Annotated in this window: 10 protein-coding genes and 1 other RNA gene; 9 read left to right on the top strand and 2 right to left on the bottom strand. The window is 36.7% G+C overall.

Annotated features, from left to right (window positions below; all coding sequences use genetic code 11):
- Positions 1–91: 91 nt before the first annotated feature.
- A complete protein-coding gene (locus tag SPD89_RS08170) occupies positions 92–1,336 on the bottom strand; it encodes a response regulator transcription factor (RefSeq protein WP_336261468.1) in 1,245 nt (414 codons plus the stop codon).
- 24 nt (positions 1,337–1,360) lie between these two features.
- Positions 1,361–1,594, bottom strand: coding sequence for a hypothetical protein (locus SPD89_RS08165; RefSeq protein WP_336261467.1), 234 nt, complete (start codon positions 1,592–1,594; stop codon positions 1,361–1,363).
- A 458-nt stretch (positions 1,595–2,052) separates the two neighbouring features.
- Here SPD89_RS08165 and SPD89_RS08160 point away from each other — a divergent pair, with 458 nt between their 5' ends.
- The 9 genes from SPD89_RS08160 to SPD89_RS08120 all read left to right on the top strand — a co-directional run bounded on the left by SPD89_RS08160 (position 2,053) and on the right by SPD89_RS08120 (position 13,877).
- Positions 2,053–4,173: an immunoglobulin-like domain-containing protein gene (locus SPD89_RS08160; protein ID WP_336261466.1), complete on the top strand. Its 2,121-nt coding sequence runs from the start codon at positions 2,053–2,055 to the stop codon at positions 4,171–4,173.
- A 362-nt stretch (positions 4,174–4,535) separates the two neighbouring features.
- The gene (locus SPD89_RS08155; protein WP_336261465.1) at positions 4,536–5,669 is read left to right on the top strand and encodes an LPXTG cell wall anchor domain-containing protein; all 1,134 of its coding nucleotides are present in this window, start codon (positions 4,536–4,538) and stop codon (positions 5,667–5,669) included.
- A 402-nt stretch (positions 5,670–6,071) separates the two neighbouring features.
- Complete coding sequence (locus SPD89_RS08150) at positions 6,072–8,573, top strand: YhgE/Pip domain-containing protein (protein ID WP_336261463.1); 2,502 nt, start codon at positions 6,072–6,074, stop codon at positions 8,571–8,573.
- A gap of 95 nt (positions 8,574–8,668) precedes the next feature.
- Complete coding sequence (gene secG / locus SPD89_RS08145; protein ID WP_336261462.1) at positions 8,669–8,899, top strand: preprotein translocase subunit SecG; 231 nt, start codon at positions 8,669–8,671, stop codon at positions 8,897–8,899.
- A gap of 87 nt (positions 8,900–8,986) precedes the next feature.
- Positions 8,987–9,733, top strand: a complete 747-nt coding sequence (locus SPD89_RS08140; protein ID WP_336261461.1) for an alpha/beta hydrolase — start codon at positions 8,987–8,989, stop codon at positions 9,731–9,733.
- Positions 9,734–9,793: 60 nt separating this feature from the next.
- Complete coding sequence (rnr, locus tag SPD89_RS08135; RefSeq protein ID WP_442961085.1) at positions 9,794–11,920, top strand: ribonuclease R; 2,127 nt, start codon at positions 9,794–9,796, stop codon at positions 11,918–11,920.
- A gap of 30 nt (positions 11,921–11,950) precedes the next feature.
- Positions 11,951–12,415 carry an SsrA-binding protein SmpB gene (gene smpB / locus SPD89_RS08130; RefSeq protein WP_336261460.1) on the top strand — a complete coding sequence of 155 codons (465 nt, stop codon included), beginning with the start codon at positions 11,951–11,953 and terminating at the stop codon, positions 12,413–12,415.
- A 115-nt stretch (positions 12,416–12,530) separates the two neighbouring features.
- Positions 12,531–12,862: a transfer-messenger RNA gene (ssrA, locus tag SPD89_RS08125) on the top strand.
- Positions 12,863–13,607: 745 nt separating this feature from the next.
- Positions 13,608–13,877 carry a hypothetical protein gene (locus SPD89_RS08120; RefSeq protein ID WP_336261459.1) on the top strand — a complete coding sequence of 90 codons (270 nt, stop codon included), beginning with the start codon at positions 13,608–13,610 and terminating at the stop codon, positions 13,875–13,877.
- The last annotated feature ends 136 nt before the right edge of the window (positions 13,878–14,013 follow it).

Raw genomic sequence — 14,013 nt, 5'->3', positions numbered from 1 at the left:
TATAAGGAAAAGGAGGGGCTTAAAGCCTCTCATCCTTATATCTTTTTTAACTTGCACTTAAATTTTAACATCGCTCAACTACGTTTATTCTTCAGATGACACCTTTTCGAATGGCACGAGCAACTGCTTCTGTGCGATTTTTTGCTTCCATTTTTTGCATAATAGCAGTTATATAATCACGGACTGTATACTCACTTAAATGAAGCTTATCTGCAGCCCCTGTCGTTGACTCTCCTTCCGCCATCAATTCTAATACTTCAATTTCTCTAGGAGAGAAATGAGGTGTTTTATTTAATAAATGTATACTCGTATGAAACTTTCCAAGTACTTCCCCAGCACTTTGACCAAACTTAATCAGTGCTGTATACGTATCCTGAGATATAGTAAATTCTGAATTCGCTCCTTGGTCTAAGATGGCAGCTCCAATTAGCTGATTATTTGATGGTGTGAAAATCGGTGCGACAACTAAAGATTTTAATTGGAATTGATCAATATATTGTTTTGGAAACCCATCCCTTGCATCAGCGATATAAAGGGGTTGCAAATATTTCATACCATTTCCGAATAATCGTAAAAGTTCTAGACCATTATTAATAAGTGGTAAGTTTTTAATATTTTCAGTGATGTCTCGAATAGCATCACGATCGTGGCGATGACCGGACAAACCAAATCCTATCTCATCATTTGAAGAGTATGAAAATAAACCGCATCGTTCAAAAGGTAAATAATTAACAAATCCTTCGGTTATTATATCTACTGCATCATTGAAAGTTCGAGCACGAATAATTGATTCATTAAACATGATCACTGAATCTTTCCATTGTTGCTCCTGTCGAGTTATTTTCAATGTTGTTTTTCCGCTTTGAAAAAGTTGTAAAGCATAAGTAATTAACGGAAGAACATGTTCCATTTGTTCTTTTTTTGTACAGAACAATAGTGTCATATTTTCGAAAGGAATAGGCAAAATCATTTTCTTAGTTGATCGAGTAATATGTTCCATCAATAATTCAATCATTGCATAAATGGATTCTGCTTCCATTGGGATATTCGTTGGGAGTGGGCTCTGTTCTTTACTAAACCAACGATTGACTACAAGAGTCTCGTTTTTTGTCGTAATAACAGCAATCCATTCAATTGGTAGTTGATGTGATTTTACAAGATGTTGTAGAAAGGCATCAATGGAAAATGGCTCTACTGATTTACTCGAAAGAATATATTCGCTAATTTTATTAAAAAGATATTGAATAGACTGATAATCGGTATGAGTATATGTAGTTTTTAAATTTATAGCTCGATGGATAGAACTTTCTAGTAATGAAATGATAAATTGATTCAAATGATTTTCTCCAATTTCTTCATTCTAACTATTTTTTAAATTAACTAATAGAGATTCTTGGTCATGATCCGATTGAAACAGTATACGTGAAAATATGTTAATTGATTTCTTGGTAATGATTGCAGATTTTTTCCCAGACTTTTTAAAGTAATTATACATTTGCTTCCATTCATTGTTTATTGATTCTTCGTACTCTTTAACCAATTCTAAACCCTTATGAAATAAAGTATGCATATGAAGTTCTAACGATAAAGACATTCGAGTATCTCCCTTCAATTACATATTATATGAAAGAATACAAGTAGCAATTTTGACAACGTTACGTTCTGATAAACATCGTTACATCTTTAAATGTATTTTCCTCTTTACATACTTAAATATCTCATATAAAAATTTATAATTTTCAGAATCATATAAAAGTAGGGATTCTCCTAAAAAGTTTGTCTAAACATACGATATTTTTCGGAATTGGTTATTAAATGTAAAAGATTTAAAGTAAAGACAGGCTAGAAAATCTGTAGTATAACGGATGCTTCCTTGTTGAACTGTTCTAGTACTATAAATATAGCAAATTTTGTAAGGGTTTTCAAGGGTATTTCATCCTGCAGATTACGGGTTGATGGGAGGAAGTGATGTGGACCGTTTAAATACATGTTGGTTTTGTAATTTTAATGGGGGAGGAGATTATCATCAATAAATTATTAAAGATTTTTGTAATGATGTTTATTATCATGATGATGTTTATGCACAATGGCGGAATTAAGACAGTTGATGCAGCAAAAGCAACAGGATCATATAATTATGTATGTGTTGCTAACACTTCAATAGCAGGAAAAATTGATATCAATATGAAGGTTAATCCTAGTATATCACTTCCTGATTCAGTTGAGCCAAATGGAGAATTTATTGTTAAGGATATAATATCAGCTATTGAAATTGATTTGACTGGAAATTTAGATTTTCTAAGACCGTTAATTAATCCGTTTAATGGACATGTTAATCACTTTAATCTGGTAGCTAATGGTCAATCGGTAAATGCCGTTGGCGAATCTGGAGTAAAAATTCCGGAGACACCTCATAATCCTGAGGATAGTTATATTCCGTTTACAGTATCTGGCATTGATTCTAAGTTTACAGCTGGAGAAGAAGATACGGAGATTCATGTAGGAGAAATTGAGGCAGTGATCAATGCAAAGCTTGTTGCAACTCCAGTTGATTTAACTGTTGTTTGTACGCCACAAGGTGAAACTTTGTTGGCGACAGTATATGTAGAAGAAGCTGATGAAGTCGCGCCAGTAATTACGATACATGGTGATAACCCACTGGAATTAGAGGTTGGACAGGAGTATGTAGAGCCTGGTGCAACAGCTACAGATGATGTCGATGGTGATGTGACTGATTCTATTGTAATTAGTGGAGAAGTGAATACAGATTTACCAGGAAAATATGAAGTAGTCTATACTGTTACAGATACAGCCGGGAATGAAGCAAAAGAGATTAGAATAGTTAATGTTGTTGATAAGACGGCTCCGGTAATCACATTAAAAGGTGATAACCCACTGGAATTAGAGGTTGGACAGGAGTATGTAGAGCCAGGTGCAACAGCTACAGATAATGTTGATGGCGATGTAACAGAGTTAATAAAGATTAGTGGTGAAGTAAATACGGAAGAACCGGGTGAATATGAGGTAGTTTACACTGTTTCGGATGCAGCAGGAAATAGAGCAACAGAGACAAGGATCGTACATGTTGTTGAAACAGAGGATCCCGGAGATGGAAACGGTGAGGATCCTGGAGATGGAGATAACGGCGAGGATCCCGGAGATGGAAACGGTGAAGAACCCGGAGATGGAGATAACGGCGAGGATCCCGGAGATGGAAACGGTGAAGAAACAGGTGGTACTTGGTTTACGGGAGAAGGAGCACCTCAACCAACCCAAGGAAATAAAGGTGATCTTTATTTAGATACAGATACATTTGATATATATGAGAAAACAGACGAGGATTGGCAATTAATCGGTAATTTGAAAGGCGAAGACGGACAAGATGGTATAGATGGTGTGACCTGGCTAATAGGAGAGGGAGCACCAGGTGTAAATGTTGGTAATTATGGTGATTTGTATCTTGATACAATTTCAGGTGATATTTATATTAAATCTGAAGAAGGTTGGGAACAGGTAGGAAACTTGCAAGGACCACCAGGAGAAGATGGTGAAGACGGCAAGGACGGCGCTGATGGTAAAGATGGTGAAGACGGCAAGGACGGCGCTGATGGTAAAGATGGTGAAGACGGCAAGGACGGTGCCGATGGCCAAGATGGCGAAGACGGCAAGGACGGCGCTGATGGTAAAGATGGCGAAGATGGCAAGGACGGCGCTGATGGTAAAGATGGCGAAGATGGCAAGGACGGCGCTGATGGTAAAGATGGCGAAGACGGCAAGGACGGCGCTGATGGTAAAGATGGCGAAGATGGCAAGGACGGCGCTGATGGTAAAGATGGCGAAGACGGCAAGGACGGCTCTGATGGTAAAGATGGCGAAGACGGTAAAGACGGTGCCGATGGCCAAGATGGTGAAGACGGCACAGATGGCAAAGACGGTGAAGATAAAACAGATGGCAAAAGTAGCATAGAAAGCAATGGAGATGATACGAACACCAAGATAGGAAACAAAGGGGTTGTTCCAACTGGAAGTTCTAAAGAAAGAGCTTCAGGTAGCGGATCAATCCTACCGAAAACTGCTACTAATAATCCATTACTTCTTACATTAGGGGTTGTTTTATTACTTGTTGGTGGAACAGTAGTGTTTATGCGAAAGAAGAAAGAAGCTAAGCTTTAACGCAATCTTGATATTTTAAGGTTTAGGTACTATTCAGCTTGATCACCACATCTAGGTTATTTAAAAAGCAGTGAAAACTACTGAACAAGGTTTTCACTGCTTTTCTTCTAAGTATCAGACTAGGTAGCTCCATTGATAAATGAATTGTGAAAAATTTAAATCCATATAAAAGTAGGGAGTTAACAAAATTATTTAGTTTAAACACTAGTTTTTTAGGAATTGGTACGAATTGTTAAAACATTTAAAATAATATGTAAGGGTTTTATATATCTATTAATCTAGTTTTATTTTTAGTAATACCCACTGTTAGGGTTTACATAATTTATGAATATTATGGAAGGAGGGTATTCAATCAATAAATAATGAGTAAAAACTTAAAAGAGATTCGAGGAGGAGCTAAAATTAGAAAAAAATGTAAGAAAGCAATTGTATTTATGTCTATTCTTGTAATGGCATTTTTTTATCAAGCAGGATGGAACAATGTAAGTGCTGCAGAAGTGACCAAATCATTTGATTATACTTGTATTGCCAATACTTCCATTGCGGGGAAAATTGATATTGACATGAAAGTTACACCTAAAATATTTATCCCCGAATCTGTAGAACCAAATAAAGAATTTCAATTAAAGAATATTGTGACAGATATTGCAATTGATCTTACAGGAAACTTAGATGCACTTAGAGCTTTAATCAATCCATTTAATGGACATGTTAATCATTTTAAAATGGAAGCTAATGGGCAAACCGTAAATGTTGTCGGCAGTAGTGGTGTGAAAATTCCAGAAACACCACACAAAGAAGGAGATGATCACGTTCCTTTTAAAGTATCGGGTGTTAACTCTAGCTTTACGGCGGGAGAAGAAGATTTAAATATTAATGTTGGAGAGATTGAAGCGGTTATTAATGCAAAACTGGGAGCTACGCCTGTAAAATTAGATGTTATTTGTACTCCAGATAATGAAACACTTCTAGCGACAGTTACTGTAGAAGAAGCTACGGAGCCAGGTGATGGCGACGATGACCAAGGTGGCGACGATCCCAAAGGCGGTGACGATCCCAAAGGTGGCGACGATCCCAAAGGCGGTGACGATCCCAAAGGTGGCGACGATCCCAAAGGTGGCGACGATCCCAAAGGTGGCGACGATCCCAAAGGCGGTGACGATCCCAAAGGTGGCGACGATCCCAAAGGTGGCGACGATCCCAAAGGCGGCGACGATCCCAAAGGTGGAGATGATCCCAAAGGCGGCGACGATCCCAAAGGTGTCGACGATGACCAAGGTGGCAACAATAGCCTAAGCGGGAATGATGACCAAAGCGATAAAAATGGTAATGGTAAAGGATTTGTTTCAAATGGAACAGATAAAGGAACTCCAAGTGGTGGCTCCATATTACCGAAAACAGCAACTAACAATCCACTACTCATTACTTTAGGTGGTATTTTGTTAATTGCTGGTGGAGCATTAGTATTTATTCGTAAACGGTTTATAAGTCAGTAAGTAATTTTTATACAAAAAAGCAGTGAAATTCTTATAACAGTTTTCACTGTTTTTTTGTCTAGGAAACTAATCCAGTCTAACATTGGATCTTTATTAGTAATTTCACCTGTTAGCTTTAATGTTCTTGCAAACTGAAAACATGCAACAGTTTTCATTCATATGAAGGTAGTGGTTTATCCTTACTACTCATCTTATTAACCTACAATTTTAGGAATTGGTAAAAGAAAATGCCAAGTTTATGATTAAGTGTAACTAAAAAAAGATTTATACAACTTTTTTGAAAACGCTTCCTCTTTGAGGGAGGAATAATGAGAGAAAGCCATTTAAAGGTAGTGGTTCAATCTAGTTAGATAGCATTATTGTTTTAGTTTCCATTTAATCTGAAAATAAAGGGGAGGTTTCATGAGTACATCACAATATATATTATCAGAGTTTAAAAGATTAATTGCTAAAAAAACTGTTTTACTTTCTGTCCTTATTTGTATTTTTGTTCCGTTAGTTTATGCGATGATAATGTTATCACCTAAATGGGGACCGTATGACAACTTGGATAACTTACCAATCGCTGTCGTTAATAGTGATGAAGGTGCTGTAAAAGATGGGGAAAAAATAAATGTTGGGGATGAATTAATAGAAAACTTAAAAACGAATGAAGAATTAGGATGGGAATTTGTAACAAAAGAGGAAGCGCAAAGAGGTATGGATAGAATGAAATATTATATGATGATTGAAGTACCTTCCAATTTTTCAGAAAATGCGCTTACGGTACTTGATGATAATCCGCAAAGACCTGAATTAAAATTTATACAAAATGAAGGACTCCATTTTATGGCGGCACAAGTAACTGATAAAGCGGCAGAGTCCTTAAAGAACCAATTATCAACCCAAGTAACTGAAACTTATGTAGATAATGTATTTTCACAGCTTGGAGATGTTGCAGATGGTTTTGCAGAGGCTCATGAAGGATCCGAGCAGATTAGTGATGGTGCTGGCCAATTAAAAGATGGTTCAGATGAAATCCTTACTTCTTTAATCGATAAATCTCCTGACATTAGCCGATTAGCCGATGGGGCAAAGGAGCTTAATGCTGGAACAGGAGAATTGCAAAATTCTTTAGTGGTTAAGCAACCGGATATATCTCGACTTGCCAATGGGGCATTAGAACTCAATGTAGGAACGGGGACATTATTAAGCAATTTACAAAACAAATCAAGTGATATTGCAAAATTAGCTGATGGAGCACAACAAGTCAATGATGGAACTGGATTATTACTAAGTACCTTAAATGAAAAGTCTTCTGATATTAAAAAATTATCAGATGGTGCTGTTGAACTAAAATCGGGAGCACAAGAACTTCAAGCGGGGTCAAAGCAGTTACTCGAAGGAGCTAAAACGGCCAAGGATGGAAGTGCCCAATTAAAAGCAGGATTAGACGAACAACTCGTACCAGGCAGTACCGAACTAGCTGCCGGTGTGATCCAGGCACAACAAGGTGTTAATGAAACAATCGAATCAATGGGAACATTATATGATAGTCTTGAATTTCTTTCTACTTTAGATAAAGAACACCCTATGTATGATGGAATACTTGATACGGTATTGAACCAACTAGAGCAGAGTTTGCAAGATGCTCCACAAAAACAAAACGATTTTCAAAGACTGGTTGATGGTGCAAATCAATTACGGGATGGTCTTAAAGAAGGCAGTGAATTTAATAACGGACTTAGTGCATTGAATAGCGGATTAGCAGAGCTTGTTGATGGCCAAGAACAATTAAATGCTGGAGCAAATCAATTAGTAGATGGTGCTTCGCAAATAGCGGATGGAAATCAAACGGTAAAATCCGGTTGGGATGAATTAGAAAAAAACGTAGCTGTTTTACACGATGGAACAACTCAAGTTGCTAATGGGAACAAAACAGTTAAAAATGGATGGCAAGAGTTAACAACAGGAGCTACACAACTTCATGATGGTTCCACGCAAATCGCTGATGGGAATCAAACTGTTGAAAGTGGTTGGGGAGAATTAACAGCAGGTGCAACACAACTCCATGATGGTTCCACGCAAATCGCTGATGGAAACCAAACAGTTGAAGAAGGTTGGGGAACTCTTACAGATGGTGTTACACAAGTTGATGACGGATTAGGAGAATTATTAGATGGCAGCGGTCAATTAGTTGAAGGTTTATTGGGAGGGGTAGAACGTACAAGTAGTTTAAATCCGACTGATGCAAATAAAGTTATGTTTGCGTCTCCAGTCGTGTTAGATGGTGAAGTTATTAATAGCTTTCCATTTTATCGTAACGCAAACGCACCGTATATTTTAACATTAGCTCTTTTTGTTGGAGTAATGGCAATGTCATTTGTAGTGCCATACAGAAAACCAGCAATTTTACCAAGTACAGGAATGTCGTGGTTTATCGGTAAAGTTACAAAGCTTTCCGTGCTAGTGATTGCGCAAGCGATTCTCATCTCTTTGTTCTCACTATTTGTTTTAAAAATAGAGGTACAAAGTAGTATATTATTTATCTTCTTCTCCATTTGGGTAAGTTTAACCTTCTTAATGATTGTCTTATTTTTAATTGCATTAGCAGGAAATATAGGCCGTTTTATCGCATTAGTCTTTGTTGTATTACAGTTATCTACAACAGGATCAGACCTACCGATTCATATGTTACCAGAAGGATTACGTAAATTAAGTACATTTTTGCCATTTACTTATTCTTTAGATGGGTACAATAATATTATTACATTAGGTAGCATTTCTAAAGTTTGGGCCAATATAAGCGTCTTATTTATTTATTTTGCGGTATTTGCAGCTCTATCACTCATCGTATTTTTGATTAGACATCGTAATGAAAAAGAACATTATGAGTTTTCCGAGGAGACGGAGAGTATAGGGTAACTTTCGAATGGCAAGTTAAAACTTGCCATTCTTTTTCCACATATGATAAAGTATAAGTTAGATATTTGTTCGTTTTAAGAGAGGATGTACTTAAGATGGCAACGACTATTAATGTAATATTAATTATTGATGCAATTATAATGATCACTTTTATTGTTTTACAATCAGGTACAAGCGCTGGTTTATCTGGTGCCATATCCGGTGGTGCTGAACAATTATTTGGTAAACAAAAAGCGCGCGGGTTAGATTTAATTCTTCACCGTGGAACAGTTATTACAGCTACATTATTCTTTATTTTAGCTTTTGTTAGTGCCTATATCTTATAATAATGAAAGACGATCCCTTATTACATCTGTGATAAGGGTTTTTCAATGTTGAAGAAGGATAAGGATAAGCGGGAGGGAGTTTAGAGTTTGAAAATAAAAAAGCCTGAACCATTTACATTTCAAGCTGGTCCTCGTGCAGTACTCCTGTTACACGGGTTTACCGGACATTCTGCAGATGTACGCATGTTAGGACGTTTTCTTGAGCAAAAAGGATATACCACTCATGCACCAATTTATCGAGGACATGGGGTAGAACCAGAAAAATTGATTGAAACAACTCCTAAAGAGTGGTGGGAAGATGTACAAAATGCCTATGAATATTTGCAACAGTTAGGTTATGAGGAAATTGCAATAGCAGGACTTTCAATGGGCGGTGTGCTCGGATTAAAATTAGCGATTCGTAAAAAAGTAAAAGCTATGATCCCAATGTGTACACCGATGTATTTTGATAATAATAGACAACTGACGAAAGGATTTAAATTTTTTTCCGAACAATATAAACAGTTTGAGAAAAAAGATGAACAAGTTATTAAAGAAGAAATCGCTACCTTAATGAATAATTCTACGGAAATGTTTAAGCAAATTGGTTCTTTTATAAAAGAAGTTAGTGAAGAAATTGATATGCTTTACGTACCAACAATGATCGTACAAGCTCAAAAAGATGATATGATTAACCCAGCGAGTGCAAAATATATTTATGACCAAATTGCCACTGATGAAAAGTCACTAAAATGCTATAAAGACTCAGGGCATGTAATTACTTTGGATAAAGAGAAGGATCTGCTGCATAAAGACATCTATACGTTTCTAGAATCATTAAAATGGCAAGACTAAATGAATGAACTTCCTAACCATATATAAAATAGTAATAGTATATAGAAAGAAGGTGAAAAGATGAATGAAAATTTACAAGATAAAATAGTAGATTATTTTAAAGAAAGTGGTACAAGACCTTTATCTGTTAATGAATTAGAAGAAATATTCGGATTGTCACAGGTTGATGAATTTAAACTTTTGGTTAAAACATTGAATGAACTTGAGCATACTGGTCAACTTATACGAACACGAAAAAATCGTTTTGGTCTGCCAGAAAAAATGAATTTAGTCCGTGGAAAGATTGAAATGAATAAAAAAGGGTTTGCCTTTTTAATTCCGGAAGACGAAAATGAAAAAGATATCTATATTCATTCATCTGACTTATTATCAGCAATGAATAATGATACGGTAATTGTTCGTATCGAAAAAAAGGGCGTAAGAGAAAATCGTCCGGAAGGGGTTGTTATTCGCATATTAGAGCGAGCGAATAACCAAATTGTTGGGACGTATGAAGATAGTCATGAATTTGGATTTGTCATCCCTGATGATAAACGAATCCCCAATGATATTTTTATCCCTAAAAATAAAACAAAAGGTGCAGTAACAGGACATAAAGTAATTGTAGATATAGTTCAGTATCCTGAAGGTAGAAAAAGTGCTGAAGGAGAAGTCGTGCAAATTCTGGGTCATAAAAATGATCCAGGAATTGATATTCTCTCGATCATTTATAAGCACGGGATTAAGATAGACTTTCCAGATAATGTGTTAAATCAAGCAGAAGAGACGCCAGATTCAATAAGTGAAAAAGAACTTAAGGGGCGTCGGGATTTACGTGAAGAAGTGATTGTCACTATTGACGGTGCAGATGCGAAAGATTTAGATGATGCCGTACGAGTGGAACAATTAGAAAACGGCAATTATTTGCTTGGTGTTTATATTGCAGATGTGACCCATTATGTAACAGAAAACTCTCCGATTGATAAAGAAGCTCTAGAGCGCGGTACAAGCGTCTATTTAGTAGACCGAGTTATTCCAATGATCCCACACAGACTATCCAATGGAATTTGTTCTTTAAATCGTGGTCAAGATCGGTTAACAATTGGCTGTGAAATGGAAGTGAACCGTGCTGGTCAAGTTGTCGGTCATGAAATATTTCAGGCAGTTATTCGGACGACAGAACGGATGACATATAGAGATGTGAACAAAATTTTAGTTGATAAGGATGAAGAAACGAGGAGAAAATTTGAACCCCTCGTCTCAAACTTTGAACGAATGGAAGAATTAGCATCTATTTTACGTCATAAACGTATGAAACGCGGTGCGATTGATTTTGATTTTAAAGAAGCGCAAATTTTAGTCGATGAGGAAGGAAAAGCAACTGATGTAGTAATTCGTGAACGATCGACAGGAGAGCGTTTAATTGAAGAATTTATGCTATGTGCAAATGAAACAGTAGCTGAACATTTTCACTGGATGGATGTTCCGTTTATTCACCGGATTCACGAATCACCGGACGAGGCAAAACTTGAACACTTTTTCGAATTTCTTGCGGGACTTGGCTATATTATAAAAGGAACACCAAATGATATTCATCCATTGGAATTGCAAAAGGTGCTCGAACGTGTCAAAGGCGAAAAAGAAGAAATGGTGATTTCCAAACTAATGTTACGTTCGATGAAACAAGCGAAATATGATCCGGTTAGTATTGGACATTTCGGTTTATCAACCGACTTTTACACTCATTTCACATCACCAATTCGTCGTTATCCAGATTTAACTGTTCACCGATTAATTCGAACGTATCTAATAAATGGTAATATGTCTGATAAAACATTAAAAAAATGGAAGAAACTTTTACCAGATATCGCCAAACATACTTCCGAAATGGAACGTGCCGCAGTTGATACGGAACGTGAAGTGGATGATTTGAAAAAAGCAGAATTCATGTCCGATAAAATTGGAGAAGAATTTGCAGGGATTATTAGTTCTGTCACTAGTTTCGGTCTATTTGTAGAGTTGGAAAACACGGTAGAAGGTCTCGTCCATGTGAGCTATATGACGGATGATTATTATCACTATTCCGATCGTCACCATGCGCTAATTGGTGAGATGACAGGAAAGGTTTTCCGTATCGGTGATGAAGTAAATATTAAAGTAATGAATGTAAATATGGATGAACATGCAGTGGATTTTGTGTTAGTGTAAAGAAGACGGATATAGACAGGGGGAATAAAGATGTCTAAACAATATGAAAAACCAATTGCGCAAAATCGGAAAGCCTCGCATGATTATTTTATTGAGGATACGTATGAAGCGGGTATTGTGTTAAAAGGGACAGAGATTAAATCGATCCGAGCTGGCAAGGTCAGTTTAAAGGATTCCCATGTTCGGATTATTAACGGTGAAGCCCAATTAATTAATATGCATATTGCCCCATATGAACAAGGAAACCGATTTAATCATGAACCGACTCGCTCGAGAAAATTGCTTTTACATCGTCATGAAATTGATAAATTATTTGGTATGATGCAACAAAAAGGATACGCAATCGTCCCATTAAAATTATATATTAAGAATGGATTTGCAAAAATTTTAATTGGGCTTGGAAAAGGGAAAAAGCAATACGATAAACGTGAAGATCTGAAACAAAAACAAATGAAGCGTGATATTGATCGTGCCGTAAAAGAAATGAGTCGTTAGGTTTTACACAATTTGTTATTTTGCATTTTGGTGTGAATATGTTATAATAATTAGTGCACTCGAGAAAAGAGTGTAAAGCTCAAAGTACCGACGAGCCCTTTTAATATGGGGACGTTTCGGATTCGACAGGGGTAGGTTGAGCTTAAGTCGCACGTCGAGGTTACGGCTCGTAAAACGTTAAACGCCTATAACTGGCAAAGAAGAAAATTACGCTTTAGCTGCTTAATTGCACCTAAAGGACTCTAACCGTTATCTCCCGTGTAACGGGTCTTGAGTCTCATTTATAGCGGGATAAACGTTCATCCTCCGTCTGTGGATAGAGCGTTGAAACCAATCAGACTAGCTATTCTGAAAGCCTGTTGGTAGGCTAAAGTCTAGCGAAATATAATATACCAACTACGCGTGTAGAAGCTTAAGTGGCAATATCCTTGGACGTGGGTTCGATTAGTAACATAGTCGCCTTTTGTAGCAATACAAAAGTGAAAATTCGGCTTTATCGGTGAAACCTAAGTTGTTGTTATGTGAATTTCAAAAAGTAGGACGGAAAGGACCGAGCTCGGCTAAGGTCGCGACTCCTGGGACTGCGCTTTCGTCGTCCCACCGTAAAGATCTGTCGCAACGCCGACATTAGCACGTCCTATGCTTCGCAGTTCGAGGTGGCGCAGTTCTCGGCAACAGAGCGTATGCATTTGATACGTAAGTAGCGGAAAAGCAAACCAGCGAAGAAATGCGATCTCCGGACTTACTTGAAAAATCAACAATAAGGCAATACCGAGTGGTATGTGGAGCAATCCAACAGCCATGTATCGACTTATAGGCTGCCTGAACAACAGGTAGCACTAGGATGCAAAATACTATTCTACAATAGAATAAATTTATATTTTGTATAAGACGCCGAAGGACCTAAACATTTTAGGTTCAAGATATAGTCAGTGCCATTACGAAAGTATGGAAGGACATGTCCCACCGTCTCCACCAATAAATAAATGTTGGTGGTTTTTTTATTGGCTAAAATTAGAATTGAAAGAACTTTTCCTCGAAATCAGTCTTCTTTTCAAGTAATTTTTTAGAATATATTCCATTGCGAGGGATTACAGCATTATATTTCTCTAATATCCATTTTGCTCTATTTCTTTTTTGTCAACTCTTAGAAAATCAATCTAGGTATAAAGGTAATGAGAAAAATCTTTCATTGAATAATACAGAAAATTATACTGACGAAGAATTAGCAAACTTTTCAATCGATGAATTAACAGAGCTGTATGGTATCGAAGAAGAATTATTAACATATGAGCAAATGGATGAAGTCGTTACACGTATAAAAGAGGGATTGGAAGACAGCTTACCAAATAAAGAAAAGTCTGAAAAAATTCACTATATAATTAGAGAAGAGTACGGTATACTTAATGCAATAGCATATAAACGTGGGTTATTGATTAAAGAAGAGCATGTCTGGAAGTGATAAAAGGCAAGTAATGGTTAGATTAGATTAGCTAGTCAAGGAATTCCAATTAAACTATTAGAAATTCTGAACAGTTTGCGTACAATGAAAGTGATAAAAATGAGTTTAACAAATTTGAAGTTAATATAGACACAGA

It is taken from the genome of Pseudogracilibacillus sp. SO30301A, from assembly GCF_037072025.1.
Lineage (GTDB): Bacteria > Bacillota > Bacilli > Bacillales > Amphibacillaceae > Pseudogracilibacillus.
The sequence above is the reverse complement of the archived record's forward strand: the minus strand, read 5'-3'. Positions and strand labels throughout refer to the sequence as shown.

Bases quoted from the DNA above. Each gene is read 5' to 3' on its own strand.
- SPD89_RS08165 (WP_336261467.1), bottom strand. From the start codon at position 1,594: ATGTCTTTATCGTTAGAACTTCATATGCATACTTTATTTCATAAGGGT.
- SPD89_RS08160 (WP_336261466.1), top strand. From the start codon at position 2,053: ATGATGTTTATTATCATGATGATGTTTATGCACAATGGCGGAATTAAG.
- SPD89_RS08155 (WP_336261465.1), top strand. From the start codon at position 4,536: ATGAGTAAAAACTTAAAAGAGATTCGAGGAGGAGCTAAAATTAGAAAA.
- SPD89_RS08150 (WP_336261463.1), top strand. From the start codon at position 6,072: ATGAGTACATCACAATATATATTATCAGAGTTTAAAAGATTAATTGCT.
- secG (WP_336261462.1), top strand. From the start codon at position 8,669: ATGGCAACGACTATTAATGTAATATTAATTATTGATGCAATTATAATG.
- rnr (WP_442961085.1), top strand. From the start codon at position 9,794: ATGAATGAAAATTTACAAGATAAAATAGTAGATTATTTTAAAGAAAGT.
- smpB (WP_336261460.1), top strand. From the start codon at position 11,951: ATGTCTAAACAATATGAAAAACCAATTGCGCAAAATCGGAAAGCCTCG.